The sequence below is a fragment of the Limnohabitans sp. TS-CS-82 genome (assembly GCF_002943475.1).
The window spans coordinates 1-24,747 of record NZ_PTQX01000009.1; the positions used below are offsets into that span (position 1 = coordinate 1).

The window sequence follows — 24,747 nt, forward strand, 5'->3', positions numbered from 1 at the left end:
TATTTGGCGCTGAACAACATCGCCAAGAAGTGGACGATGCCGGTGCAAAACTGGAAGCCTGTGCTGAACCGATTTACGATCCAGTTTGAGGGAAGGATGCCGACGAATTAACACTCGCTCCGTTTACACAAAATTCGGGACACCCTCGGTGAACATGGAATTCATTTTTTAAACGACGAATCTTAGTTATTTCTATATTCCATAACTTCATTCCTTATATTCATTGAGAAGCTACATATCACTATTTCTATGGGACGGATATTTAAAAGGGCTCCGTAGAGCCCTTTCCAGATTTCGCAGCCTTGAAGCATCTGAAGCCGCCGCTGCGGCATAGCGCCTTGATAAATATGCCGGCATCAGCTTGCTTGAGGAAAGCGATGATTTGCTCATCGGTAAATCGTGTGGTCTCGATATCCGCAATTCTCCAAAATTTACGGACTTACTGCCATTACTTTGGTAATGGCTGGCAGAGGGCAAGTCAACCCTACTCAACAGTCACGCTCTTAGCTAAATTTCGAGGTTTATCAACATCCGTCCCCCGCGCACACGCCGTGTGATAGCTGAGCAACTGCAACGGCACGACGTGCAAGATGGGCGAAAGCACGCCGTAGTGCTCAGGCATGCGAATGACGTTCACGCCTTCGCTGCTTTCAATCTTCGTGTCGCCATCGGCCAACACATACAGCACGCCACCACGGGCGCGCACTTCTTGCATGTTGCTTTTGAGTTTTTCCAGCAATGCATCGTTAGGCGCCACTGTCACCACAGGCATGGCGCTGGTGACCAAGGCCAAGGGGCCGTGCTTTAGCTCGCCAGCCGCATAGGCCTCGGCGTGGATGTAGGTGATTTCTTTGAGCTTCAACGCACCTTCGAGCGCGATGGGGTAATGCGTGCCACGACCCAAGAACAAAGCGTTTTCTTTGCTGGCAAAGTCTTGCGACCAAGCGATAAGCTGCGGTTCTAGCGCCAGCACGGCTTGCAAAGCGGCTGGCAAGTGGCGCATGTCTTTGATGTGCTTGGCTTCTTCTTCGTCGCTCAAACGGCCTTTGGTTTGCGCCAAGGCCAAGGTGAGCAAGAACAAACCGGCCAACTGTGTGGTGAAGGCTTTGGTCGATGCCACGCCAATCTCAGCGCCTGCACGGGTCACGTAGGCCAGCTTGCACTCGCGCACCATGGCGCTGGTGGACACGTTGCAAATGGTGAGCGTTTTGTCCATGCCCAAGCCTTGCGCGTGACGCAGTGCGGCCAAGGTGTCGGCCGTCTCGCCCGACTGGCTGATGGTGACCACCAAGCTGTTGGGGTTGGGCACCGATTCGCGGTAGCGGTACTCGCTGGCAATTTCCACTTGGCAAGGGATTTTGGCAATCGCTTCAATCCAATACTTGGCCACGCAGCCGCTGTAGTAGCTGGTGCCACAAGCGAGGATGAGCACGTTGTCCACGGCTTTGAACACCGAGTACGCGCCGTCGCCAAACAACTCGGGCGTGATGCCCTCAATACCTTCGAGCGTGTCGGCAATGGCGCGCGGCTGCTCGAAGATTTCTTTTTGCATGTAATGGCGGTAAGGGCCCAACTCGGCTGCGCCGCTGTGCGCTTGCACAGTTTTAACTTCGCGTGTCACAGCTTTGTGGTTGCGGTCTTGCACCCAGTATTTGCCGATTTGAATGTCCACCACATCGCCTTCTTCGAGGTACACGATTTGGTCAGTCACACCGGCCAAGGCCATGGCGTCGCTGGCGAGGAAGGTTTCGCTGTGCTCTTTGCCCACGCCCAAGATGAGCGGCGAGCCTGCGCGTGCGCCAATGACGCGGTGCGGTTCGTCTTTGTGAAACACGGCAATCGCGTACGCGCCGTGCAGCTGCACGATGGCGGCTTTGACCGCTTCAAACAGATCGCCGTTGTAGAGGCTGTCCACCAAGTGGGCAATGACTTCGGTGTCGGTTTGGCTCAAGAACTCGTAGCCCTTGGCTTGCAGTGCAGCGCGCAGCTCATCGTGGTTTTCGATGATGCCGTTGTGGACCAGCGCCACCCGGCCCGGCTTGTTCGGGGTGGCTTTCTCGTTCTGGCCTGCTTTGTTCGGCACATCGCCTGTGTAAACACCCGCGCCAGCGCCCGTGCCATGGCTGAAGTGCGGATGCGCGTTGTGCACAGCAGGCGCACCGTGCGTGGCCCAGCGTGTGTGGGCAATGCCAATGCCGCCTTCGATGCGGTCAGCCTTGACTTGGTCCATCAGCTCAGACACGCGTGCTGTGCTGCGCGCACGTTGCAAGCCGCCCTGCTTCGCACCCAAACTGGCCGAGTGCACAGCCACGCCACACGAGTCGTAGCCACGGTATTCGAGCCGCTGCAAACCTTGCACGAGGATGGGAACGATGTTGCGGGTAGAAACTGCGCCGACGATGCCACACATAAGAAGCTCTCCAAATTGAGGAATGGCAGAATCGTAGGCCGATCATCGTGAAATTTCTTATGTATTTTTTATGATTTCTGAACGAAAATTCAACAACGTCAAAATATTGGAATTTAATTTCAATTACTTATACTTTATGAAACAAGAATTTCTAGACAGTACCGACCTGAAACTACTCGACGCCTTGCAACACGACGCCACGCTCAGCAACGTGGCCTTGGCCGAACGCTTCAAAATCTCGCCGCCCACCTGCCTGCGCCGCGTCAAGCGCCTGACAGACGAGGGTTGGATTGAGCGACAAATCGCCGTGCTCAACGCCGACAAATTGGGCGCGGCCTTGGGCCACGGTTTGACCTCTTTGGTGGAAGTCACGCTTGACACACAAGGTGCCGAACACCTAGACGCCTTCGAGCAACGCGCCATCGCCGACGAGTCTGTGCAGCAATGTTGGCGCGTGTCGCCGGGGCCAGACTTTGTGCTGGTGGTGCAAGCTGCGGACATGCCCGACTACCTGGCCATCACGCAACGCCTGCTGACGCAAGATGCGAATGTGCGAAATGTGAAAGCGTTTTTTGCAACCAAGCGGGCGAAGTTCACCAGCACTTGGCCGGTGTTGCGAAAGACAACTTAGATAATGAAAAAACAACCAAGTTGTTGTTTTATAAAGATAATTTTCAACCGAAGATTTCATTATCTAGCGCTACAGATAATGAAATCGCTGACATCAACCTCGATTACAAGTCTTCATTGGATGGTAATCTTGGCAGTAAATCAGTATCCATCTGACTAGGCTTGCGATAAACCGTGTTGCGTTTGCCACGAGTGTCATCGTTGATCAAAAGTCCTTGCAACACCCATCGCTGCAAAAGCTTCGAAGCTTTCAACGTGTCCAGGCTAGAAATCTGACAAAGCGCACTGTTATTGATTGGGCCATTGCGGTCTATCCAATCGCTCACTTGCTCCCAGACCGGTGGACGCTCTTCATTGAGCAACGTCACAACAATAGCTTCCTGCGCCTGATCGCGCCATTCTCGATACTGAGGAGGATACAAATTGCCAGCACGCATCAGGCTGAACATCATCCGAACGCCCTCACCAGCATCCACATTGGGTGGAACTGGAAATTCGCGCAAATTGCTAGCAATCAGTGGATTTCGTGCAAACGACCCCATTTTTTGCACAGTTGCCGCAGTGATACGACCAGGAAATAGTCCAGGACTGATGACCTCAAGACGATTGTCAAAAATTCGCACTAACACGTCACGATTTAAGTGGTAATCGCGATGAATCAGTGCATTCGTAATCGCCTCAGTGATCACACGAACCGGATAGCGGTGCACCGTCTGAAAACCAGAAGCCGCCAAAGTCAATCCCTGTGCGAGTTCGTTCTGCACGTAGGCATTGACTTGGGTAATTAATTGATAGATCGGTCCAGAAAACGTCTTGGGAGGTTTCTTCAAATTAGGCACATCACCGGCTTGTTCGACTGTTCCCTTGTAGTGAAACACGCGCACATCAGCTCGCATACCTGATGCAGCAAGCAAAGCCCCTGGATGATCTGCAAAAAGCAAGACAGCAGCGCGCAAGGGTTTAAGTGCGCCATCAACTTTTCGAGCCAAGCCAATACGATAAAGCTGATCAGCCACCCCTGTAGACGCCAAACCTCGCCCCTCCATAAACTGACGCCAAACAACGGTATCCAACAAATCAAAATCAACGTTGACTGGTTCACTTTCAGCACTGTGCACGCCACGTCGATAGGACAGCTCGGTAATCTCACTGGCATTCATTTCTCGATTGCTAGCAGGCAATCTCATCCAAGTTCCACCATCTACGATCGAGTGCACCTTATCACTCGGAGCGACTTGGATAACGATTAATTGATCCAACTTTCCATCGCGCAATTCAGTCATCAAAAACCACGGCGTGATTCCAGCAATTGGAGGCGCAAACTGGGTACGCATTTTGCGCAGTAGCTCATCAATTGCTTCTGGGTTCTCTTTAATCCCGAACAGACGATCGCGTCCAACAGCCTTATCGAAATCTTCAACCCCGAGCATTAACCAACCACCGTGCGTATTTGCGAACGAACAAATGGTCTGCAGCGCCTTACCCACCATTTTTCCCGAAACCCGCTTAGTTTCCAGTTGCAAGGTTTCACGACCGTGCAGCACTGCATCGAGCAAAGAATTTGCATTGATATCAGACAACACGGGCATTCCCCAACCGTTGGCAAGAAGTTCAACAGAGTCTGTCATAAATGATGTTTACTTCTTTTTCTGAGGCCGCTTGTAGTTAGCAATGCTGATTTGCTTGCCTCGCGCCACGCTCAAAGCGCCAGCCTCAGTGCTCTTGGTGATGGTCGAGCCACCGCCCACCGTGCCGCCTGCGCCAATAGTGACGGGGGCCACCAACACGCAGTTGCTGCCCACATGCACATCGGCTTCGATGACGGTGCGGTGTTTGTTGGCCCCATCGTAGTTGGCGGTGATGCTGCCTGCGCCGTAGTTGACGCGTTCACCCACGGTGGCGTCGCCCAAGTAGGCCAAGTGGTTGGCTTTTGCGCCTTTGGCTAGGGTGGAGTTTTTGACTTCCACAAAGTTGCCAATGTGCACATCGGCGGCCAACTGCGCGCCTGGGCGCAAACGGGCGAAGGGGCCAATGAGTGAGCCCTCGCCCACGGTCACGCCCAGCTTTTCGCCGTCGATGTGGGTGAAGGGGTGAATCACTGCGCCGGCTTCGATGGTGCAGTTGGCAATGACGCAGTTCGCGCCAATCTTCACGCCGTGACCGAGCGACACATTACCTTGAAAGATGCAGTTCACATCAATCTCAACGTCTTGACCGCAAGTCAACGTGCCGCGCACATCAAAGCGTGCGGGGTCGATGATGCGCACGCCGTCGGCCATGAACGCTTGCGCCTGGCGCAGCTGAAACGTGCGCTCCAACTCGGCCAATTGCGTGGGGCTGTTGACGCCCGCCACTTGCGCCATGTCTTTGATTTTGTGAGCCACCACGGGCACGCCATCGGCCTCGGCGAACTTGACGACATCGGTCAAATAAAACTCTTGCTGCGCGTTGTGGTTGTCCAAGCGGGCCAGCCATGGTTTGAGCAATTTGGCGGGCACGGCCATGATGCCGCTGTACACCTCATTGATCGCGCGCTGTTCATCGTTGGCATCTTTGTGCTCGACGATGGCGTGCACTTGGCCCGCAGGGTTACGCACGATGCGGCCGTAGCCGGTGGGGTCGTCAAACGCAATCGTCAACAGAGCGAGCTGCTTGCCGTCGCACAGGTCAATCAGCGCCTGCAAGGTGTCGGCTTGCGTCAAGGGCACATCGCCCGAGAGCACCACCACCACGGCGTCATCGGCCAACAAGGGCACGGTTTGCTGCACCGCGTGGCCCGTGCCGAGCTGGGGCATTTGGCGGGCAAACTGCAATTGGTCGTTGGGATTGGCCGACAGCAAAGCGGGCTCGACTTGCTCCGCCCCGTGACCGGTGATGACGATGGTGTGGCGCGCCTTCAAGCTGCGCGCGGTGTCGATCACATGCTGCACCAAAGCCTTGCCCGCCAAGCGGTGCAAAACCTTAGGCATACTGCTCTTCATACGGGTGCCTTTACCGGCCGCCATGATCACCACATCTAACGCTGTCATGCTATTCATCCTTTTATTGCGAAGAATTATCCGCCAAGCCTCGTTGTGGCTGACCTTGCTTGCGCTGGTGGCTTTGACGGGCTGCAGCACGATCAAACTGGTTTACAACCAAAGCGACGATTTGCTGTACTGGTGGGTCGACAGTTACGCCGATTTGCAAGACGGCCAAAAGCAACTCACCCGCGACACACTGACCGAGCTGCAACGCTGGCACCGCCAACAACAGCTGCCCGAATACATCGCCCTGCTGCAAAAAATGCGTGCCATGGCGCCCAACGACATCACGCCCGCGCAAGTGTGCGCAATCACCGAAGACATGAAAACCAGCTTCACCACGGTGCTGCGTTTTGTGGAACCCGCCAGCACGCGTTTGGCTGTACAACTCAAGCCCGAACAACTGCGCAGCGTGCGCAAGCGCTTTGACAAAACCAACAAAGATTGGCGCAAAGATTGGCTAGACCCCGATGCCGAAGACCGCCTGCATTACCGCAACAAACAAGCGCTCAACCGCCTGGAAGATTTTTATGGGCGCCTCGACACCCCGCAACGCGAGGTGCTGCGCCGCTGGTTGAGCGAGTCAGTGTTTGACCCCGTGCTGAGCTACGCCGAACGCGAACGCCGCCAAGCCGACACCATGCAAACCCTGCAACGCATGGCGCAAGAAGGCAGCGCCCCCGCGCAGGCGCAAGCGATGTGGCATGGGCTGATGGAGCGTGCGCTGAATTCGCCCAACGAGCGCTACCGCGCCTACAACCGTGTGCTGTGGCAAGAGAACTGCGAAGGCTTTGCCAAGCTGCACAACAGCACCACGCCCGCGCAACGCAAGCGCATGGTGGAAAGTCTGCAGGGCTATGAAAACGACTTTCGAATTTTGACGAGCCAAAAGTAAAACGTGCTGGACATGCCAGCACGCGAAAGGTTGAGCTCTGAGGCTTGGACCTAGGCTTTACGCCTGCAAAGCCGCCCACATTTCTTTGTCGCGCTGAGCGGTCCAAATGCGTGGGTTCTTGATGCCTTGCGCTTCGTCGTAGGCACGGCTCACGTCAAAAGGCAGGCAGTGTTCGTAGATGAACACATGGCCAAAGATAGGGTCCATGCTTTTGCGCGTGTGTTCCATGGAGGCTTTCAAATCCATGCCTTGTGCGGCAGCTTCTTTGCCACAGCGGAACAAGGTTTCCACCCAGCGCTGGGTGTACCCCAACGCCTTGTTCACATCGGCATTGCCCTTCATGGCTTCGCCGCGTCCGGGCACGATGGCCTCGGCGTTGAGCGCTTTCAAGGCTTCCAAGGTCGCGGGCCACTCTTCGAGTTGGGCGTCACCGGTGTACACACCGGCTTCGTACTCCACCAAGTCGCCGCTGAACAGCACTTTTTCTTCGTCCACCCAAGCGATGGTGTCGCCACGGGTGTGGCCTGAGCCGGGGTGCCAAATCTCGACCTTCACGCCCCCCAAGTCGATGGTCAACGAACCTTGGCGACCAGGCTTGCCGTCACCGATGACCATGGTGGGCCACGTCAAACCGGGGATGCTCTCGACCCCTTGGAACAAGCGGGGGAAGCGCTCGATCTCGCTTTGCATGTCTTGCGCACCGCGCTCGACGATGAGCTCGTACGTGCCACGGCTGGCAATGATTTCGGTCGCACCTTCGGCAGCATAAGCGCTGGCACCCAACACGCGCACCGCGTGGTAGTGGGTGAGCAAGACGTATTTGATGGGCTTGTCGCTGACAGTGCGAATTTTGGCGATCAAGTCGCGGGCCAATGCGGGCGTGGCCGTTGCGTCGCTGACCATGATGAATTTGTCACCAATGATGACGCCAGAGTTGGGGTCACCCTCGGCGGTGTAGGCCCAGCAGTGGGCGCTGAGTTGCTCAAACTTAATTTTTTTCTCGGTCAAGTCGGCTTGACTGGCAAAGGCTTTGGTGGGGGCGGTGGACATGTTTTGTATCTCCAAGTTGGGTTTTGTTTCTTGCTGAGAGTTTAACTAAACGAAATTGGTTATGGATTGGTGAATTATTTTTGTCTTGGTTTTTAAGACACTTTTGCTTGGCAAGAGCTGAGGCACAGGCCCCACGACTCCTTCGCTGCGCTCTTAACGTCGCCGTGGGGCCTGTGCCTCAGCCCTTGCAGTGCGGGCGTTGAATCTGGGTTCGGAGGCCTTCTGGTGGACAAACTTTGGTCAAAGCAGGCGCTGAATGTATGCACCAGCCTCCAACCATCCGTAGACAGGGTGAGTGGGCGGGGCGCTTGGCGGTGACGTTAAGAGCGAAGCGAAGGAACCGCCAAGCGCCCCGCCCGCTCACCCTGTCGAAGCGAAAGAGACCCCCCGCATACCAACAGCTCCCTCAAACCAACCCCCGCTCCAACATGGCAATCACCTCATCCGCAAACTCGGTGTAACTCATCGGCCCGTCGGGTCGCAGCCAAGTGAAGGTCCAGTTGATCATGCCAAACAGCATCATGGTCACCGCGGTTTGGTTGGTCGCGGTCAGGCGCTCGGGATAGGCACGTTTCAAGAAAAGGGTGAAGGCGGCCACCACGTCGCGCTGACGGCCCACGATCAAAGCGCGTTGCTCGGGGCCTAAAAACTGGGTGTCGCTCACCAGCGCCACATGGCGGGTCGCGGAGCTTTCGTACTCTTGCAAAAAGCGGCGAATCAACTCGTGCAGCGAGGCGCGGTCGTCCAAATTGCCGCGCTGGGCCACGGCTTGCGACTCGCCGATCAACGCCAACAAGCGTTGGGTGTAGCGGTCGAGCAAGTCAAACAGGATGGCCTCTTTGCTGTCGTAATAGTGATACAGCCGCGCTTTGGAGGTGCCGCCCGCCGCGGCGATGGTGTTCATGCTGGTGGCAGGGTAGCTGCCGTCGGCAAAGCACTGCGCGGCGATGTCTAAGATTTCGTCGCGCTTGAGGTCGTGGGTGGCAGATTTGGGGCGAGCCATGTCGGTGACTGTTGAGCGTAGCCAGCGCCTCAGCGCATGGGCCAAACCACGCCGTTGTCGTTCAACAGCGCGTCCAGTGGCATGTCGTGCGGCTCAGGCATCAGGTCGGGCAAGAACCCATGGGTGAAGCCCAAGCCTGCCGTGAAAGGCTTGGGTTGCAAGGTGGCCAAGGTGCGGTCATAAAAACCACCGCCGTAGCCCAAGCGGAATCCACCTGCGCCATAACCCACGCAAGGCACAAACAGCAAGGTGGGCACGATCACTTCGGTGTCTTTGGGTTTGGGGATGCCGTAGGCGTCTTCTTCCATCGGACAACCGGGGTACCAAGCGTGAAACGTGAGCGTTTTGTGCGCTTTGTCGACCACGGGCAAGCCAATGCGTCGGCGCTGGGGTTGGTCAGACAGCTCGCCGTCTTCTTTCCAGCGGTGCAAGGCGGGCAGCGGGTCAAACTCGCCTTTGATGGGCCAATAGGCGCCGATCACCGTGTCGGGGCGGTCGAACAGCCAAATGCGCATCACGCGCTGCAAGCTATCGGCCCGTGCCAGACGATCGGGCATGTTCAAACGCTCTTCTATGAGCTGCTGGCGCAAAGTTTTTTTGTCCACAGATAATCAGTGCATGAAGTTCTCTGTCATTGTGTCACTGTTTGCAAGCGCCTTTGTGGCTTGCAGCCCCTTGCTCCCCTCGGTCACCACGGCGCAGGCCGCCACGGTCATCACCAACCCACAAATGGACGGCGTCATCACCGAGATGGCGCAAGCTTTCAAACGTGGCGACAAAAAGCGTTTGACCGCGTTGCTGCCGCAAGCCAAAGGCCACCCCCTCGAAGTGTGGGCGGCCTATTGGGAACTCAAAGCCCGTTTGGACGAAGCCAGCACGGCCGAAGTGCGCAGCTTTTTCGCCACCTACCCCAGCTCTTACCAAGAAGACCGACTGCGCAACGACTGGCTGCTGCTGCTGGGCAACCGCCGCGACTGGAGCACGCTGGCCAACGAACACCCCCACTACCGCATGCGCGACGACCGCGAGCTGCGTTGCTACATCTTGGCCGTCGAACTCATGCAAAAAGGCCCGCAAGCCAACCCAGGCATGGCCGACGAAGTGCGCCGCAGCTGGATGAGCATGCGCGAAGCCGATGACGGCTGCACCTTCGCCGCCGACCGCTTGTACGACGCCAAACAATTCAATGCGCTGGACATCTGGCGCAAAGCCCGCTTGATGATGGAGCAAAGCCGCCCCCGCTCTGCACGCAATGCCGTGCAAATCGTGGCCCCCGATGCTGTCAACGCCGTGGCCGACATTCACAACAACGCGGCCCAGTTTTTAAAACGCCACATTGCCGCCCCCCCAAAAGTGCGGCAAGAGCTGGTGGTGATGGCCTTGGTCAAAGTCGCCGCCACCGACCCCGATGACGCCGACAAACTGCTGCGCACCAAGTGGCAGCCCTACCTCACCGCCGAAGAGCGTCACTGGGTGTGGGGGGTGATTGGCCGTCAATCGGCCATGAAACTCGAAGACGATGCCCTGCGCCACTTTGCCCGGGTCGCACGCGACAAAGACCTCAGCGACGACATGCTGGCCTGGAAAGCCCGCGCCGCCTTGCGTGCGGGCAACACACCCAATTGGGCCGCCGTCGAGTCAGCCATCCAAGGCATGAGCGCCGAAGTCAGGCGCGACCCGACGTGGGTTTATTGGGAAGCTCGCGCCCTGCTCGCGCGTAAAAAAGTCACCCCGCAAATTCAGCAAGAAGCCACCACCATGCTGGAGAGCATCGCGGGCGTTCGTGGTTTTTACGAGCAACTTGCACTTGAAGAGCTGGGTCGCAAAGTGACCGTGCCTGCACGTCCACTGCCCCCCACGCCCGAGGAATACGAAACCGCCCGCCGCAACCCCTCGTTGCAACGCGCGCTGTACGCCATCGCCATGGGCTTGCGTCCTGAAGGCGTGCGCGAGTGGAACTACGCCACCAACCTCGTCAACGCCCAAGGCCAAGCCGGACCCATGAGCGACCGCGACTTGCTGGCCGCCGCCCAACTCGCTTGCGACCACCAAGTGTGGGACCGCTGCATCAACACCAGCGAGCGCACCCGTCAGGTGATGGACTTTGAGCAACGCTTTCCGATGCCGCACAAAGACGCCGTCATTGCGCGTGCCCGCCAAATCAACCTCGATCCCGCGTATGTGTACGGCCTGATTCGCCAAGAAAGCCGCTTTGTGACCGATGCCCGTTCAGGCGTGGGCGCTTCGGGTCTGATGCAAGTCATGCCCGCCACCGCCAAATGGACCGCCAAGAAAATTGGCTTGACCAGCTTCACGCCCGACCAAATCACCGACCGTGACACCAACATCGCCATCGGCACCGGTTATTTGAAGTTGGTGCTCGACAGCTTTGAAGGCTCCATGCCACTGGCCGCCGCCGCCTACAACGCCGGCCCCAGCCGCTCACGCCGCTGGCGCGCGCCCAACGACGGCTCGGGTCCCATGCTCGAAGCCGCCATCTGGGCCGAGAACGTGCCCTTCAACGAAACCCGCGATTACGTGAAAAAGGTGCTCTCCAACACCACCAACTACGCCGCGCTCATCACTGGGGAGCCCCAATCGCTCAAAGCCAAGCTCGGGCGCGTGGGTCCGCGTGATGTGAACGCCATTTTGGAAAACTTAGAGCTGCCGTGAAGCGGCTAGGGTCGAAAAATTAACCTTAGGTCTTGCCATGTATAGGTATAAACCCTATACTCTCCTTACTTCAGTCTGACACTGCAATTAAAGGATTCCACATGACCTCATTCGTCAACGTCACTTACAACACCACACACCCTGGCGTGGCCCGCGCAGAACGCGCTTTTGCAACCGGCCAATCGCTGGTGCAACGCTTGCAACAAGAAAGCACCTACGCCGTGGTGTTGGTCTTGTTTGGCGCGCTGAGCCTGATCGCCTCGATTTACGACATCGTCGAAAACGCCGAACAAGGCCAAGAACTGGGCGCTTGGGTGGTTTTGTGGACCGCGTTGCTGATGTCCGTGTGGGGCGTTGCCAAATACGCCGCTCAAGGCGTGCGCGCTTGGATCCAAGCCGACCGTGAAGATCGCATGTGGGCCAAAGCCATGGGCGACCACCGCGTGGCAGCCGATTTGCAATGGGCCATCGGTCGCAACGACTGAGCGAAAACACAGGCTGCTAAACCAGCCTTATTGAAAGCACCGCCATGGCGGTGCTTTTTTTTGCCTAAGAATCCTGCCAACCCCGCACTTGAAATCCCCCGACTTGCCCTAAAATTAGCACTCAATGGCATGGAGTGCTAACACTCAGCCAGTGGTTAATCGGCGTCCACACCCTGTGGGCGCTTTGCTTTCAAACCCTTAGTTCCTATTTGGAGATGCAATGAAACTTCGTCCTCTCGGCGACCGCGTGATCGTTAAACGTATCGAAAGCGAAACAAAAACCGCCTCTGGCATCGTGATTCCTGATTCAGCTGCTGAAAAGCCTGATCAAGGTGAAGTTTTGGCCGTTGGCCCAGGCAAAACCAACGACAAAGGCGAGACCAAAGCTTTGACCGTGAAAGTCGGCGACCGCGTGTTGTTCGGCAAATACAGCGGCCAAACCGTCAAAGTCGCTGGCGACGAACTGTTGGTCATGAAAGAAGAAGACCTGTTCGCGGTAGTCGAATAACTTGCGGGACAGACCGACTGACGCGCGAAGCGCCCAGTCGCTCTGTCCTCAACTGATTAAATAAATTTTGGAGTTAGAAAAATGGCAGCAAAAGACGTAATTTTCGGCGGCGAAGCCCGCGCACGCATGGTTGAAGGCGTGAACATTTTGGCCAACGCGGTCAAAGTGACTTTGGGCCCCAAGGGTCGTAACGTGGTGTTGGAGCGCTCTTTCGGCGCCCCTACCGTGACCAAAGACGGCGTGTCCGTGGCCAAGGAAATCGAACTCAAAGACAAGTTGCAAAACATGGGCGCTCAGATGGTCAAGGAAGTTGCTTCCAAGACGTCTGACAACGCTGGTGACGGCACCACCACCGCGACCGTGTTGGCTCAAGCCATCGTGCGCGAAGGCATGAAGTACGTGGCCGCTGGCATGAACCCCATGGACTTGAAGCGCGGCATCGACAAGGCTGTTGCAGCTTTGATCGAAGAGTTGAAGAAAGCCACCAAGGCCACCACAACGACCAAAGAAATCGCCCAAGTCGGCTCGATCTCTGCCAACAGCGACCACAGCATCGGCGACATCATCGCTAAAGCCATGGACAAAGTGGGCAAAGAAGGCGTGATCACTGTCGAAGACGGCAAGTCTTTGGACAACGAACTCGACATCGTTGAAGGCATGCAATTCGACCGCGGCTACCTGTCGCCTTACTTCATCAACAACCCCGAAAAGCAAGCCGCCTTGCTGGACAACCCCTTCGTGTTGTTGTTCGACAAAAAGATCAGCAACATCCGCGATCTGCTGCCTACCTTGGAAGCCGTTGCAAAAGCTGGCCGTCCTTTGTTGATCATTGCCGAAGAAGTCGAAGGCGAAGCCTTGGCAACTTTGGTGGTGAACACCATCCGTGGCATCTTGAAGGTTGTGGCTGTCAAGGCCCCTGGCTTTGGTGACCGTCGCAAGGCCATGTTGGAAGACATCGCCATCTTGACCGGCGGCAAAGTGATCGCTGAAGAAGTCGGCCTGACCCTCGAAAAAGTGACTTTGGCCGATCTGGGCCAAGCCAAGCGCATCGAAGTGGGCAAAGAAAACACCATCATCATCGACGGCGCTGGTGCAGCTGCTGACATCGAAGCCCGCGTCAAACAAGTGCGCGTGCAAATCGAAGAAGCCACGTCTGACTACGACCGCGAGAAGCTGCAAGAGCGCGTGGCCAAGTTGGCTGGCGGTGTGGCCGTGATCAAGGTGGGCGCTGCCACCGAAGTCGAAATGAAAGAGAAGAAAGCCCGCGTTGAAGACGCCCTGCACGCCACCCGCGCTGCTGTGGAAGAAGGCATCGTGGCTGGTGGCGGCGTGGCATTGCTGCGTGCACGTCAAACCGCTGGCACCATCAAAGGTGACAACGCTGACCAAGACGCCGGTATCAAACTGGTGTTGAAAGCCATCGAAGCCCCTCTGCGCGAAATCGTTTACAACGCAGGTGGCGAGCCTTCCGTTGTGGTGAACGCTGTGTTGGCTGGCAAAGGCAACTACGGCTTCAACGCAGCCAACGACACCTACGGCGACATGATCGAAATGGGCATCTTGGACCCAACCAAAGTGACACGCACTGCCTTGCAAAACGCAGCGTCTGTGGCCTCTTTGATGTTGACCACCGAGTGCATGATTTCGGAAGCACCGAAAGAAGAGTCCGGCGCTGGCGGCATGCCTGACATGGGCGGCATGGGTGGTATGGGCGGCATGGGCATGTAATTGCACTACCGTCTTGCCTGAGCACTTCGGTGCTCTTGCCAAACAAAAAAATCCCCGCAGGGCTCACGCCTTGCGGGGATTTTTTTCGTCTGCGCTTTGTTGGCGTGCGCGTGACAACGCTTAGTGCATCAATGCTTCCAGTTTCACCGCATCCACACAGAACGCGCGAATGCCTTCGGCCAACTTCTCGGTGGCCATGGCATCCTCGTTCATGGCGAAGCGGAAAGACGCCTCAGTGTGGTGCACCTCAGGCAAGTCCAGTTGCAGGGCGGCAGACGCGCTCAGGGCTTGTGTCAACGGCTCGGTCGATGCGCCTAACTGCGCCAGCAACTCAGGCGCAATGGTCAACAAATCGCAACCCGCCAACGCGGTGATTTGGCCCACGTTGCGAAAGCTTGCGCCCATCACCTCGGTGGCGATGCCGTGGCGTTTGTAGTGGTTGTAAATGGCACGCACCGACTTCACGCCAGGGTCGTTGGCGTTTGCGTTGTCGGCCTCTACCCAAGCCGCGCCTGCCGACTTTTTGTACCAGTCGTAAATGCGGCCCACAAACGGAGAAATGAGTTGCACCTTGGCATCGCCGCAGGCCACCGCTTGGGCGAAGGAGAACAGCAAAGTGAGGTTGGTGCGAATGCCTTCGCGCTCCAGCTCGGCCGCGGCTTGAATACCTTCCCAAGTAGAAGCAATTTTGATGAGCACGCGCTCGCGCTTCACACCCTGCGCTTCATACAGCGCCATGATGCGCTTGGCACGCGCCACGGTGGCTGCGGTGTCAAAGCTCAAACGTGCATCCACTTCGGTAGACACACGACCTGGGATGGTGGCCAAAATTTCGCAACCAAAGCGCACCAACAAGCGGTCAATCTGCGCGTCCATGTGCTCGTTGCTGTGGGCGGCCACGGTGTCTTTGAGCAAAGGCAGGTATTCGGGCTTTTGCACCGCTTTCAAAATCAGCGAGGGGTTGGTGGTGGCGTCTTGCGGCTGGAACTGAGCGAGTTGCTTGAAGTCGCCAGTGTCGGCCACGACGGTGGTGAATTGTTTGAGGGCGTCGAGTTGGTTCATGGCGCAATTATCTAGCGCGAAGAGGCCCTTGGCTGGGCACAACACGCGAACTCAATTTACATTGTGGGGATGAACACCGCTGCACCTCAAAAAATCCTCGTCCTCGGTGGCTCCGGCTTCGTGGGCAGCCATGTCTGCGAAGCGCTGTGTCGCCTGCACCACCGCGTCACCGTACCCACCCGCCGCCTGCCTGCACGCAGCGTGCAAATGCTGCCGGGTGTGGAGGTCATCCAAGCCGATGTGCACGACGCCAAACAGCTGCAAGCCTTGGTGCGTGGCCATGATGCGGTGGTCAATTTGGTAGCCATCCTGCACGGCGACGCTGCTGCGTTTGACCGCGTGCATGTGCAACTGCCGCGCACCTTGGCCAAGGTCTGCAAAGCCGAAGGCGTGACCCGCTTGGTACACATCAGCGCTTTGGGGGCAGATCCACAAGGCCCATCGTTGTACCAACGCAGCAAAGCCCACGGCGAGCAAGTGTTGCAACAAGCCGTGCAAACCTCGGACCTCGCCCTGACGCTGCTGCGCCCCAGTGTGATTTTTGGTGCCGACGACGCCTTCATCAACCTGTTTGCCAAGCTACAAACGGTGTTTCCGGTCATGCCTCTGGCGGGCGCTGGCACACGTTTTCAACCCGTGTGGGTGCAAGACGTGGCACAGGCCATCGTCACCTGCTTGCAAAACCCCACCACCGCTGGGCAGACCTACGAAGCCTGCGGTCCCGACGCGTTCACCTTGGCTGAACTGGTGCACATCGCTGGCAGACACATCGGCCATGAACGCCCCGTGCTGCCCTTGCCCTACGCCATCGGCTGGCTGCAAGCCGTGCTGATGGAGCTCGCCCCCGGCCCCACGCTGATGAGCCGCGACAACTTGGCCTCCATGAAGGTCGACAACGTGGCCAGTGGGCATGCGGCCGGATTGGCCGCCTTGGGGCTGCGCCAACCAAGCCCGTTGCTGAGTATCTTTCCCGCAGCGGTGGTGAGTGACTGACAGAAACTTGCAACCAAATTAACTATTTATACTTCACACCGAAAGTCTCAGCCCAACCAATCGGAAACCCCTCATGTCACTCACGCTGGTCATTGGCAACAAGAACTACTCCTCGTGGTCCATGCGGGCGTGGTTGGTGCTCAAACAAGCCAACTTGGCCTTCACCGAACAGCGGGTGCGGTTTGACAGTTTCGATGCGCAGTCGCAGTTCAAACAGTCACTTTTAGCCATCAACCCCATCGGCAAAGTGCCTGTGCTGCTCGACAGCAGCTTGGGCCCCGACACCGCCATTTGGGACACTTTGGCGATTTGCGAATACCTCGCCGAGCGTTACCCCGACAGCCAACTTTGGCCCGCCGACACCGCCGACCGCGCCCGTGCACGCAGCCTGTGCGCCGAAATGCACGCGGGCTTTGGCGCGCTGCGCTCACTCTGCCCGATGAACATTGAAGCCGTGTTGCCCGACGTCGGTGCGCGCTTGTGGCGCGACAACGCCCATTTGCGCGACGACGTGCAGCGCTTGATCAGCCTGTGGCGACACCAATTTCTTCGCAGTGGCGGGCCCCTGCTGTTTGGCAACTTCACCATCGCCGACGCCTATTTCGCCCCCGTTTGCCTGCGACTGAGCACCTATGCATTGCCTCTGCCCGATGATGTGCAAGCCTATGTGACGCACGTTTTAGCCTTGCCTAGCGTGGTGGCGTGGGTGTCGGCAGCCTTGGCAGAGCACGACTTTTTGCCGTTTGAGGAGCCTTACCGAACCCGCGCAAGCCCGGCCCCAAGCGTCGCCTAAAAACAACAAAAACCACAGAATTACAAGAATTAACAATGAATAAATTGAAGTAAATCTTAAGTATTCATTAAGTCAATATAATCCAAAGTATTCATTTAATGAGGCGCTCATGTCTTACACACTATTCATTGGCAACAAAAACACCGACGCTTGGTCTATGGGTCCTTGGGTGCTCATGAAGCAAGCAGGCATTGCGTTCAACGAACAACCCGTGCGCAGTGACGCCACAGAAAGCCTCGAACTCAAAAAAGCGCTGCGTGCCGTCACCCCTTTGGGCAAATTGCCCGTCTTGGTCGACCCCTCGCTGGGCAGCAACCCCTCCATTTGGGACTCCTTGGCCATGTGCGAGTACTTGGCGGAAGTTCACCCCGAGTTGAATTTATGGCCCACCGACCGCACCGCCCGCGCCCGTGCACGCAGCCTCTGTGCAGAAATGCACGCCGGTTTTCAAGAAATGCGCGCCATGTGCCCCATGAACATCGATGCACGGCTGCCCAGTATTGGCGAGCGTTTGATTCACAAAAATAACGCCTTTTGTGAAGACCTGAACCGCTTGGTCAACATGTGGCAAACCCAGCTCAAACTCAGCGGTGGCCCCATGCTGTTTGGTCAGTTCAGCATCGCTGACGCTTACTTTGTGTCGATGTGCATGCGCATCCGCACTTACGCCTTGCCCGTTTCGCCGCCTGTTCAGGCCTACATCAGCCGCATTCTTGCGCTGCCGAGCGTGGCGGAGTGGATCGCCAAAGCCGAGCAAGACGCCGACTTCTTCATCCACGAAACACCCAGTTTGCAAGCCTGACACGACGGCAAACGCCACGTTTTACACTCGTGGCATGAACACATATTTGGTCGGCGGCGCCGTACGCGATGCCCTGTTGGGCTACCCTGGGGCAGACCGCGATTGGGTGGTGGTGGGCAGCACCCCTGAGGCCTTGGTCGCGCAAGGTTTTGTGCCTGTGGGCCGCGACTTTCCGGTGTTTTTGCACCCCGACACTCGCGAAGAATATGCCCTCGCCCGCACCGAACGTAAAACCGCACGCGGCTACCACGGCTTTGCCGTCCACGCCTCGCCCGACGTCACGCTAGAGCAAGACTTGGCGCGCCGCGATCTGACCATCAACGCCATCGCCCAAGACGCCCACGGCCAGCGCATCGACCCTTACGGCGGCGAGCGCGACATCCAAGCCAAAGTGCTGCGCCACGTCACCGACGCCTTCCGCGAAGACCCCGTGCGCATCTTGCGACTCGCCCGCTTTGCCGCCCGCTTTCCCGACTTCACCGTGGCCCCCGAAACCGTGACGCTCATGCGCGAGATGGTGGAGAACGGCGAAGTCGACGCCTTGGTGAGCGAGCGCGTTTGGCAAGAACTCTCGCGCGGCCTCATGGCCAGCCGCCCCTCGCGCATGCTGCAAGTGCTGCGCGACTGCGGGGCGCTGCAACGCCTGCTGCCCGAAGTCGACAAACTCTACGGCGTGCCGCAACGCGCCGAGTACCACCCCGAAATCGACACCGGCATTCACCTTGAAATGGTGCTCGATGCCTCGGCGCGCATGAACGCGCCACTCGAAGTGCGCTTTGCCTGCCTGTGCCACGACCTCGGCAAAGGCACCACACCGGCCGACGTGCTGCCGCGCCACATTGGCCACGAACAGCGCAGCGAGAAACTCACCCGCGCCGTGTGCACACGTTGGCGCGTGCCCGTTGAATGCAAAGAATTGGCCGAACTGGTGGCGCGTGAACACGGCAACATCCACCAAAGCGGCGGCTTTGGCGCCGAAGCCGTGCTGCGCCTGCTGGTGCGCTGCGACGCACTGCGCCGCCCTGAACGTTTTTTATTGGCACTGCAAGCGTGCGAATGCGATGCGCGTGGGCGCTTGGGCAAAGAAGACGAGGCGTATACGCAAGGACCGAGGTTGGCTTTATTGCTGAAGGCGGCTCAGTCCGTCGACAGCGCTGCCGTGAGTACCCAAGCCTTGCAAGAAGGACTCAAGGGCCCCGCCATCGGCAAGCGCCTAGACAGCGCCAGAGAAGCCGCAATAGCCGCCGCATTGAGTTAGCCCTATCGCGTCAATCGGAGAGGGAGGTGCCTGCTCTGCTCCTCCGCCGCTTCGCAGCTCGATGTCGCTGCCGCAGGCACCCCCCTCTCCGATTGGCATCCACGCGCCAGCCGAATTTCACAAGATCTTGGAAATCCCCGCGCACACGAGGCTGAGGAGGATGGTCGAAGTGAGCGGAATGAAAATTTCGCGTCCAAAAATCTTGAACCGAATGTCGCCAGGCAGCCGCCCAAAGCCCAGTTTTTGCAACCACGGCGTGATGCTGTTGATCAACAACAACGCCAAAAACACCACGATCAACCAGCGAAACATGCAGCGCTCCTTGGCGTCACAGCGTGTGGCTGCGGTCGCCCTGCGCGAAGCCCATGGGCTCCCACTCGGACGTGCCCAAGGCCACCACCTTGAACAACTCGCCCATTTCGTGCTCGGTGATCAACTTTTGGGCCATCGCCTTTTCGGCCACGGAGGCATCGACCAAAGGCGGCAGCAAACCGCAGTTGATCAAGAAGTGCGCTTGGGTGGTGTAGCCCAGCACATGAAGCCCCGCATCTTGCGCGGCCAATGCCACGCCGGTGAAGTTGACGTGCGCGGTGATATCTTTGGCGCCCACGTCCTGCAGCGGATTGGTGTCCGACTTGTGCAACTGGTGGCACATGAGCGTGCCCATGTGGCGCTGGGGGTGAAAGTATTCGCCTTCAGGAAAACCGTAGTCGATCAAAAACGCCGCGCCGCCTTGGCCCGTGGCAGCTTCACCCGCTTTGAATCGGTCAGCCAAGGTGGCCACAAACGCCTCTGCTTGGCTGTGAATCTCGGTGAGGTAATCGTGGACGCCGGGCACGTCAACCGGCGGACGCAAGTCGGTCACGCGGTCTTCCCATTGCAGGGGCGCAGCGTCTGCACGCCACACCACGCCACGCTCGTACCAAACGCCGCTTTTGCGCACCAACAGTTGCACAGGCATGGCGTCGAGCACTTCATTGCCCACCACCACACCGCTCAGTTGCTCGGGCAAGGCATCGACCCAGCGCACTTTGTGGGCATGGACTTTCAGCGTCTCTTGCTGGCGGGCCCGCAAGCTGCCCGACAAATCGACGATGGTGTAGCGCTGCACGGCGTCACCCAAGGCGTCGAGCAACTGCAGGGCCAAGGCGCCCGAACCGGCGCCAAACTCCCACACTTCGTCGGTGCCGGTCACCTGCAAGGCTTCGCGCACTTGATGCGCCAACGTGCGGCCAAAGTGCGGCGACATTTCGGGTGCGGTGGCAAAGTCGCTGCCGCTTTCAGGGGTCAAACCAAACTTGCGCAAGCTGTTGGCGTAGTAGCCCATGCCGGGTGCGTACAACACCAAAGCCATGAAACGGTCAAACCCCAACCAGCCGCCCGCATTGGCAATGCTGCGTTGAATCAGGGTATACAAGGCCTGCTGGCCCGGGTCGTTGGATAATTGGTGAGAATTCATGCGGTGCAGATCGTAACGCGAACCTCACGGCGGCAGGGCTGCCGACGGTGGGATCTAAGGCTGCGGGCTGTCAGACGGTTCGCCGCGCTCACCTCACCGAACATCACTTCATTCACATTAGGGGCACCCCATCACCATGCGCTCTTGGGCACTCATCACCGGCGGCAGCGTTCGCTTAGGCCGCGAAATCGGTCTGGCCTTCGCACGCGCGGGCTGGAATGTGGCCTGCCACTACAACCGCTCCGACGCACAAGCGCACGCCTTGTGCGCCGAGCTGCGCGCCTTGGGCGTGGACGCGTTGGCAGTGCAAGGTGAACTGGAAGACGAGGCCAGCTGCCAACGCATTTTTGACACGACCGTGGCCACAACCGGCCAAGCCTTGCGCTGCGTGGTCAACAACGCCTCGTTGTTTGTGCCCGACGAGGGCGACAGCTTTGACGAAGCCCAAGCCTTGGCACAGCTCAAGGTCAACCTGATGGCGCCCATGCGCTTTGGCAAATGGCTAGCGAAGCTGCATGCGAGTTCGCAGCAAGCGCCAGAGCAAATCGCACCCGCACCCGCACCCGCAACCTTAGCTGCTTCTGCTTCTGCTTCTGCTTCTGCTTCTGCTTCTGCTTCTGCTTCTGCTTCTGCTTCTGCTTCTGCTTCTGCTTCGCACCAGCCCAAACCCTGCGTGATCCATGTGCTGGACCAAAAGGTCTACAACCTCAACCCCGATTACTTCTCGTACACGCTGTCCAAGCTCGCGCTGGAGCGCGCGGTCAGCCTGCAAGCCCAATCGCTCGCGCCCACTTTGCGCGTGAACGCCGTGGCCCCGGGCCTGATGTACCTGAGCGGCCCACAAACCCAAGACAACTTCAACCGCGCCGCACAAGCCAACTTGCTGCGCCAGCCCATCAACCCCGCTGACGTGGCCAGCAGCGTGCTGTTTTTGGCCCAAAACGCCAGCATCACCGGCACCACCCTTCGCGTTGACAACGGCCAGCACTTGGTCCCGCTGGCCCGTGACGTGATGTTTGTCGTCGAGGAGCTTTTCAAATCATGAACCACACCCTTCTTCTCAACTGCCGCCGTCTCTTTTTGACCGGCCTCACCGTGCAAGCCAGCATTGGCGTGCATGATTTTGAGCAGCAAGCCCCGCAGCGCCTCATCATCGATGTGGACTTGTATGTCTCGTTCGAAGGCACACGCCCCAAAGACGACCGCATCGACGAAGTGGTCGACTACGACTTTGTGCGCGCCGTCGTGCACGAACGCATTGCACGCGGCCACATCGGCCTGCAAGAAACGCTGTGCGACGACATCTTGACCCGCTTGCTCGACCACACCGGCGTGATGGCCGCACGCGTGTCCACCCGCAAACCCGACGTGTACCCCGACTGCGAAGCCGTGGGCGTCGAGGCCTTCCGCGCCAAACCCGGAGTGCTCTGACATGGCCAGCAAAGGCACCCAAATTTTGAACCTCACCGGCCTGCGCTTTGATGCCAACCTCGGCATCTTGGAGCACGAAAAAACCGACCCGCAACCCATTCAAGTCGATGCCGAATTGAACTTGGGCACCCAACCCCTGCTGCCGCACGACGATGACATTTGCCATGTGTTGGACTACCGCAAGGTGCGCCAAATCATCATCACCGAATGCACGGCTGAGCACGTCAACCTGCTCGAAACGCTGATCGGCAAACTCGCCCACCGCCTCATGCAACTGCCGGGCGTGCTGGGCGTGCGCGTGAAAATCGCCAAGCTAGAAATTTTTGAAGACTGCGAAGTGGCCATTCGCATGGAAACAGGACAATGGTGACTATGACGACCGCTGAAAAAGACCTCAACAAAGACCCGAAACAAATCAAGATCGAGCACGAAAACCACAAGCTCGAAAAACGCCTGTGCCGCCAAGTCGGCCAAGCCATCGTGGACTACAACATGATCGAAGAAGGCGACAAGATCATGGTCTGCATGTCCGGCGGCAAAGACAGCTACGCCATGCTCGACATCTTGCTGATGATGCAGAAGCGCGCGCCCATCAGCTTTGAATTGATTGCGGTCAACCTCGACCAAAAGCAACCCGGCTTTCCTGCCGATGTGTTGCCCAAATACTTGGCGCAAGTGGGCGTGAAGTTCCGCATCGAAACGCAAGACACGTACTCCATCGTCAAAGAAAAAATTGCCGAAGGCAAAACCATGTGCAGCCTGTGCTCGCGCTTGCGTCGCGGCATTTTGTACCGTGTGGCGGGCGAGCTGGGCTGCAACAAAATCGCGCTGGGCCACCACCGCGATGACATCTTGCAAACCTTCTTCTTGAACATGTTCTTCGGCGGCAAGCTCAAAGCCATGCCCCCCAAACTGGTGAGCGACGGCGGCGACCACATGGTGATTCGCCCCTTGGCCTACGTGGCCGAGAAAGACTTAGAGCGCTGGTCCAAAGTGCGCCAGTTCCCCATCATTCCTTGCACGCTGTGTGGCAGCCAAGACGGCTTGCAACGCCAAGTGGTGGGCGAGATGTTGCGTGAGTGGGAAAAGAAGTTTCCGGGACGCATTGAGAACATGTTTGCAGCGATGCAAAACGTGGTGCCTTCGCATTTGATGGATCACACGAAGTTTGATTTCAAGAACTTGGTGACCACCGGGGTTGCGTCGGAAGATGGGGACAAAGGGTTTGATCGTGAAGAGTTTCCGATGCCTAGCTTGCTGGGGTTGCAGGTGGTGACGCTTTGATCTTTTTGCTGGGCTCTGCTTTTTGCTGAGCTCGCTTCGGGGAGGGGCTTAGGGCGGGTTCCTCATGATGGGTACATAAAATCGTCACCCGCCCTAAGCCCCTCCCCGAAGTCTGCGAAGTACGTTGCTTCGCTCGTACGCTTCACGCATAGATCACTTCGAACAACCCAAAGCATGACGCGCATGGGGTGCGGCGGCTGACGATTTTATGTACCCATCATGAGGAAGCCGCCGCACCCCATGTGCGTCATGCGCCCTCACCGGAGCGCAAACAAAAAACCACTCCGAAGAGTGGTTTTCAGTAGGCGCAAAAAGAAATTAGGCTTTGAAAGCCACAACCTTCTGATGTTGCTCGCCCAAACCATCAATCCCCAAAGTCATGGTGTCACCACGCTTCAAGTACACAGGTGCTGACTTGCCGTCTTTCTTAATGCCCATGCCCACGCCAGGAGGCGTGCCCGTGCAAATCACGTCGCCGGGCATCAAGGTGATGAACTGGCTCACGTAGCTCACGATTTTGGCCACGCCAAAAATCATGGTCTTGGTGTTGCCGTTTTGCATGCGCACGCCATTGTGGTCCAACCACATGCCCAGCTTTTGTGGGTTCGGCACTTCGTCACGCGTCACCAACCAAGGGCCGATGGGGCCGAAGGTGTCGCAACCCTTGCCCTTGTCCCATGAACCACCGCGCTCCAACTGGTACTCGCGCTCGCTCACGTCGTTGATCAAGCAGTAGCCGGCCACGAAGTTGAACGCGTCTTTTTGCGACACATAGCGTGCTTGTGTGCCGATGACGATGCCCAGTTCCACTTCCCAGTCCGACTTGACCGAGCCCTTGGGCAACATCACGTCGTCGTTGGGGCCTTGGATACAGCTGATCGCTTTGGTGAACACGATGGGTTCTTTGGGAATCGGCATGCCCGACTCTGCGGCGTGGTCGGCGTAGTTCAGGCCGATGGCCAAGAACTTGCCGATGTTGGCAACGGGGCAACCCATGCGTGGCTTGCCTTTGACCAAGGGCAACTTCTCGGTGTTGAGCTTGGCGATTTTGGCCAACGCTTTGTCGCTGAGTTGATCGGGGGTCACGTCTTTGATGACCTTGCTCAGGTCGCGCAACTTGCCTGCTGCATCAATCAGTCCGGGCTTTTCTTTGCCGGGGTTGCCATATCGAACCAGTTTCATGAATTGCCTTTCGGGTTAAAAAATGTCTCAAGAATTATGACGCGCACAAAACGGTCAAACCGCACCCACGTGACAGCA

Annotated in this window: 24 protein-coding genes and 1 pseudogene; 14 read left to right on the forward strand and 11 right to left on the reverse strand. The window is 57.7% G+C overall.

From position 1 onward, the window contains the following. Positions 1 to 313: 313 nt before the first annotated feature. Both C5F52_RS30430 and glmS read right to left on the reverse strand, forming a co-directional pair. Positions 314 to 412, reverse strand: a pseudogene (locus tag C5F52_RS30430) (transposase); the annotation flags it as partial. Positions 413 to 484: 72 nt separating this feature from the next. Continuing rightward, complete coding sequence (gene glmS / locus C5F52_RS17160; RefSeq protein WP_104799599.1) at positions 485 to 2,410, reverse strand: glutamine--fructose-6-phosphate transaminase (isomerizing); 1,926 nt, start codon at positions 2,408 to 2,410, stop codon at positions 485 to 487. A 136-nt stretch (positions 2,411 to 2,546) separates the two neighbouring features. On the opposite strand from glmS, the gene C5F52_RS17165 reads away from it, so the two are divergent. Further along, on the forward strand, positions 2,547 to 3,041 hold the full coding sequence (locus C5F52_RS17165; RefSeq protein WP_104799600.1) for an Lrp/AsnC family transcriptional regulator: 495 nt from the start codon (positions 2,547 to 2,549) through the stop codon (positions 3,039 to 3,041). A 103-nt stretch (positions 3,042 to 3,144) separates the two neighbouring features. On the opposite strand, the gene C5F52_RS17170 is transcribed toward C5F52_RS17165, so the two are convergent. Together C5F52_RS17170 and glmU are read right to left on the reverse strand one after the other, a co-directional pair. Further along, positions 3,145 to 4,668 (reverse strand): ATP-binding protein, encoded by a 1,524-nt coding sequence (locus C5F52_RS17170; protein WP_201747038.1) that lies wholly within the window; start codon positions 4,666 to 4,668, stop codon positions 3,145 to 3,147. A gap of 9 nt (positions 4,669 to 4,677) precedes the next feature. Next, on the reverse strand, positions 4,678 to 6,069 hold the full coding sequence (glmU, locus tag C5F52_RS17175) for a bifunctional UDP-N-acetylglucosamine diphosphorylase/glucosamine-1-phosphate N-acetyltransferase GlmU (protein ID WP_236657901.1): 1,392 nt from the start codon (positions 6,067 to 6,069) through the stop codon (positions 4,678 to 4,680). Here glmU and C5F52_RS17180 point away from each other — a divergent pair. After that, positions 6,068 to 6,958, forward strand: coding sequence for a DUF6279 family lipoprotein (locus C5F52_RS17180; RefSeq protein WP_146100104.1), 891 nt, complete (start codon positions 6,068 to 6,070; stop codon positions 6,956 to 6,958). The two genes, glmU and C5F52_RS17180, sit on opposite strands and share 2 nt — an antisense overlap. A gap of 57 nt (positions 6,959 to 7,015) precedes the next feature. Here the strand turns inward: C5F52_RS17180 and C5F52_RS17185 are convergent, their stop codons facing one another. From C5F52_RS17185 to C5F52_RS17195, 3 genes are all read right to left on the reverse strand, one after another. Next, complete coding sequence (locus C5F52_RS17185; protein WP_104799602.1) at positions 7,016 to 8,008, reverse strand: MBL fold metallo-hydrolase; 993 nt, start codon at positions 8,006 to 8,008, stop codon at positions 7,016 to 7,018. A gap of 406 nt (positions 8,009 to 8,414) precedes the next feature. Then, positions 8,415 to 9,011, reverse strand: coding sequence for a TetR/AcrR family transcriptional regulator (locus C5F52_RS17190; RefSeq protein ID WP_104799603.1), 597 nt, complete (start codon positions 9,009 to 9,011; stop codon positions 8,415 to 8,417). A 29-nt stretch (positions 9,012 to 9,040) separates the two neighbouring features. Then, complete coding sequence (locus C5F52_RS17195) at positions 9,041 to 9,616, reverse strand: 5-formyltetrahydrofolate cyclo-ligase (RefSeq protein ID WP_104799604.1); 576 nt, start codon at positions 9,614 to 9,616, stop codon at positions 9,041 to 9,043. A gap of 13 nt (positions 9,617 to 9,629) precedes the next feature. Between C5F52_RS17195 and C5F52_RS17200 the strand changes: the two genes are divergently transcribed. The 4 genes from C5F52_RS17200 to groL all read left to right on the forward strand — a co-directional run bounded on the left by C5F52_RS17200 (position 9,630) and on the right by groL (position 14,405). Further along, positions 9,630 to 11,684, forward strand: coding sequence for a lytic transglycosylase domain-containing protein (locus C5F52_RS17200; RefSeq protein WP_104799605.1), 2,055 nt, complete (start codon positions 9,630 to 9,632; stop codon positions 11,682 to 11,684). Positions 11,685 to 11,785: 101 nt separating this feature from the next. After that, entirely contained in the window at positions 11,786 to 12,169 is a 384-nt protein-coding gene (locus C5F52_RS17205; protein WP_104799606.1) for a hypothetical protein, read from the forward strand. A gap of 220 nt (positions 12,170 to 12,389) precedes the next feature. Beyond that, the gene (groES, locus tag C5F52_RS17210) at positions 12,390 to 12,677 is read left to right on the forward strand and encodes a co-chaperone GroES (RefSeq protein WP_100133709.1); all 288 of its coding nucleotides are present in this window, start codon (positions 12,390 to 12,392) and stop codon (positions 12,675 to 12,677) included. 81 nt (positions 12,678 to 12,758) lie between these two features. Beyond that, on the forward strand, positions 12,759 to 14,405 hold the full coding sequence (groL, locus tag C5F52_RS17215; protein WP_104799607.1) for a chaperonin GroEL: 1,647 nt from the start codon (positions 12,759 to 12,761) through the stop codon (positions 14,403 to 14,405). 120 nt (positions 14,406 to 14,525) lie between these two features. Here the strand turns inward: groL and tal are convergent, their stop codons facing one another. Next, positions 14,526 to 15,467, reverse strand: a complete 942-nt coding sequence (gene tal, locus C5F52_RS17220; protein ID WP_104799608.1) for a transaldolase — start codon at positions 15,465 to 15,467, stop codon at positions 14,526 to 14,528. A 69-nt stretch (positions 15,468 to 15,536) separates the two neighbouring features. Here tal and C5F52_RS17225 point away from each other — a divergent pair, with 69 nt between their 5' ends. The 4 genes from C5F52_RS17225 (at position 15,537) to C5F52_RS17240 (ending at position 19,313) form a co-directional block, all read left to right on the forward strand. Then, positions 15,537 to 16,460: a complex I NDUFA9 subunit family protein gene (locus C5F52_RS17225; protein WP_104799609.1), complete on the forward strand. Its 924-nt coding sequence runs from the start codon at positions 15,537 to 15,539 to the stop codon at positions 16,458 to 16,460. A 73-nt stretch (positions 16,461 to 16,533) separates the two neighbouring features. Further along, entirely contained in the window at positions 16,534 to 17,253 is a 720-nt protein-coding gene (locus C5F52_RS17230; protein WP_104799610.1) for a glutathione S-transferase family protein, read from the forward strand. 109 nt (positions 17,254 to 17,362) lie between these two features. After that, complete coding sequence (locus tag C5F52_RS17235) at positions 17,363 to 18,055, forward strand: glutathione S-transferase (protein WP_104799611.1); 693 nt, start codon at positions 17,363 to 17,365, stop codon at positions 18,053 to 18,055. 34 nt (positions 18,056 to 18,089) lie between these two features. Beyond that, on the forward strand, positions 18,090 to 19,313 hold the full coding sequence (locus C5F52_RS17240) for a multifunctional CCA addition/repair protein (protein ID WP_104799612.1): 1,224 nt from the start codon (positions 18,090 to 18,092) through the stop codon (positions 19,311 to 19,313). Between the two features lie 117 nt (positions 19,314 to 19,430). On the opposite strand, the gene C5F52_RS17245 is transcribed toward C5F52_RS17240, so the two are convergent. After that, a complete protein-coding gene (locus tag C5F52_RS17245) occupies positions 19,431 to 19,625 on the reverse strand; it encodes a DUF2905 domain-containing protein (RefSeq protein WP_104799613.1) in 195 nt (64 codons plus the stop codon). 16 nt (positions 19,626 to 19,641) lie between these two features. Beyond that, the gene (locus tag C5F52_RS17250) at positions 19,642 to 20,772 is read right to left on the reverse strand and encodes a class I SAM-dependent methyltransferase (RefSeq protein ID WP_104799614.1); all 1,131 of its coding nucleotides are present in this window, start codon (positions 20,770 to 20,772) and stop codon (positions 19,642 to 19,644) included. Positions 20,773 to 20,908: 136 nt separating this feature from the next. Here C5F52_RS17250 and C5F52_RS30260 point away from each other — a divergent pair, with 136 nt between their 5' ends. From C5F52_RS30260 to ttcA, 4 genes are read left to right on the forward strand one after another with little or no spacing between them, the layout of a single operon-like run. Beyond that, complete coding sequence (locus C5F52_RS30260; RefSeq protein WP_236657902.1) at positions 20,909 to 21,817, forward strand: SDR family oxidoreductase; 909 nt, start codon at positions 20,909 to 20,911, stop codon at positions 21,815 to 21,817. Then, complete coding sequence (locus C5F52_RS17265) at positions 21,814 to 22,203, forward strand: dihydroneopterin aldolase (RefSeq protein ID WP_104799615.1); 390 nt, start codon at positions 21,814 to 21,816, stop codon at positions 22,201 to 22,203. The genes C5F52_RS30260 and C5F52_RS17265 overlap by 4 nt, the downstream gene beginning before the upstream one ends. A gap of 1 nt (position 22,204) precedes the next feature. Continuing rightward, on the forward strand, positions 22,205 to 22,573 hold the full coding sequence (locus tag C5F52_RS17270; RefSeq protein ID WP_104799616.1) for a dihydroneopterin aldolase: 369 nt from the start codon (positions 22,205 to 22,207) through the stop codon (positions 22,571 to 22,573). Between the two features lie 2 nt (positions 22,574 to 22,575). Beyond that, the gene (ttcA, locus tag C5F52_RS17275) at positions 22,576 to 23,487 is read left to right on the forward strand and encodes a tRNA 2-thiocytidine(32) synthetase TtcA (protein WP_236657903.1); all 912 of its coding nucleotides are present in this window, start codon (positions 22,576 to 22,578) and stop codon (positions 23,485 to 23,487) included. A gap of 318 nt (positions 23,488 to 23,805) precedes the next feature. On the opposite strand, the gene C5F52_RS17280 is transcribed toward ttcA, so the two are convergent. Then, positions 23,806 to 24,669 carry a fumarylacetoacetate hydrolase family protein gene (locus tag C5F52_RS17280; protein WP_104799618.1) on the reverse strand — a complete coding sequence of 288 codons (864 nt, stop codon included), beginning with the start codon at positions 24,667 to 24,669 and terminating at the stop codon, positions 23,806 to 23,808. Positions 24,670 to 24,747 lie beyond the last annotated feature (78 nt).

Bases quoted from the DNA above. Each gene is read 5' to 3' on its own strand.
- C5F52_RS17200 (WP_104799605.1), top strand. From the start codon at position 9,630: ATGAAGTTCTCTGTCATTGTGTCACTGTTTGCAAGCGCCTTTGTGGCT.
- C5F52_RS17245 (WP_104799613.1), bottom strand. From the start codon at position 19,625: ATGTTTCGCTGGTTGATCGTGGTGTTTTTGGCGTTGTTGTTGATCAAC.
- C5F52_RS17235 (WP_104799611.1), top strand. From the start codon at position 17,363: ATGTCTTACACACTATTCATTGGCAACAAAAACACCGACGCTTGGTCT.
- glmU (WP_236657901.1), bottom strand. From the start codon at position 6,069: ATGACAGCGTTAGATGTGGTGATCATGGCGGCCGGTAAAGGCACCCGT.
- C5F52_RS17165 (WP_104799600.1), top strand. From the start codon at position 2,547: ATGAAACAAGAATTTCTAGACAGTACCGACCTGAAACTACTCGACGCC.
- groES (WP_100133709.1), top strand. From the start codon at position 12,390: ATGAAACTTCGTCCTCTCGGCGACCGCGTGATCGTTAAACGTATCGAA.
- C5F52_RS17240 (WP_104799612.1), top strand. From the start codon at position 18,090: ATGAACACATATTTGGTCGGCGGCGCCGTACGCGATGCCCTGTTGGGC.
- glmS (WP_104799599.1), bottom strand. From the start codon at position 2,410: ATGTGTGGCATCGTCGGCGCAGTTTCTACCCGCAACATCGTTCCCATC.
- C5F52_RS30260 (WP_236657902.1), top strand. From the start codon at position 20,909: ATGCGCTCTTGGGCACTCATCACCGGCGGCAGCGTTCGCTTAGGCCGC.
- C5F52_RS17265 (WP_104799615.1), top strand. From the start codon at position 21,814: ATGAACCACACCCTTCTTCTCAACTGCCGCCGTCTCTTTTTGACCGGC.
- C5F52_RS17250 (WP_104799614.1), bottom strand. From the start codon at position 20,772: ATGAATTCTCACCAATTATCCAACGACCCGGGCCAGCAGGCCTTGTAT.
- C5F52_RS17205 (WP_104799606.1), top strand. From the start codon at position 11,786: ATGACCTCATTCGTCAACGTCACTTACAACACCACACACCCTGGCGTG.
- C5F52_RS17170 (WP_201747038.1), bottom strand. From the start codon at position 4,668: ATGACAGACTCTGTTGAACTTCTTGCCAACGGTTGGGGAATGCCCGTG.
- ttcA (WP_236657903.1), top strand. From the start codon at position 22,576: ATGACGACCGCTGAAAAAGACCTCAACAAAGACCCGAAACAAATCAAG.
- C5F52_RS17185 (WP_104799602.1), bottom strand. From the start codon at position 8,008: ATGTCCACCGCCCCCACCAAAGCCTTTGCCAGTCAAGCCGACTTGACC.
- C5F52_RS17270 (WP_104799616.1), top strand. From the start codon at position 22,205: ATGGCCAGCAAAGGCACCCAAATTTTGAACCTCACCGGCCTGCGCTTT.
- C5F52_RS17225 (WP_104799609.1), top strand. From the start codon at position 15,537: ATGAACACCGCTGCACCTCAAAAAATCCTCGTCCTCGGTGGCTCCGGC.
- C5F52_RS17190 (WP_104799603.1), bottom strand. From the start codon at position 9,011: ATGGCTCGCCCCAAATCTGCCACCCACGACCTCAAGCGCGACGAAATC.
- groL (WP_104799607.1), top strand. From the start codon at position 12,759: ATGGCAGCAAAAGACGTAATTTTCGGCGGCGAAGCCCGCGCACGCATG.
- C5F52_RS17180 (WP_146100104.1), top strand. From the start codon at position 6,068: ATGCTATTCATCCTTTTATTGCGAAGAATTATCCGCCAAGCCTCGTTG.
- tal (WP_104799608.1), bottom strand. From the start codon at position 15,467: ATGAACCAACTCGACGCCCTCAAACAATTCACCACCGTCGTGGCCGAC.
- C5F52_RS17280 (WP_104799618.1), bottom strand. From the start codon at position 24,669: ATGAAACTGGTTCGATATGGCAACCCCGGCAAAGAAAAGCCCGGACTG.
- C5F52_RS17230 (WP_104799610.1), top strand. From the start codon at position 16,534: ATGTCACTCACGCTGGTCATTGGCAACAAGAACTACTCCTCGTGGTCC.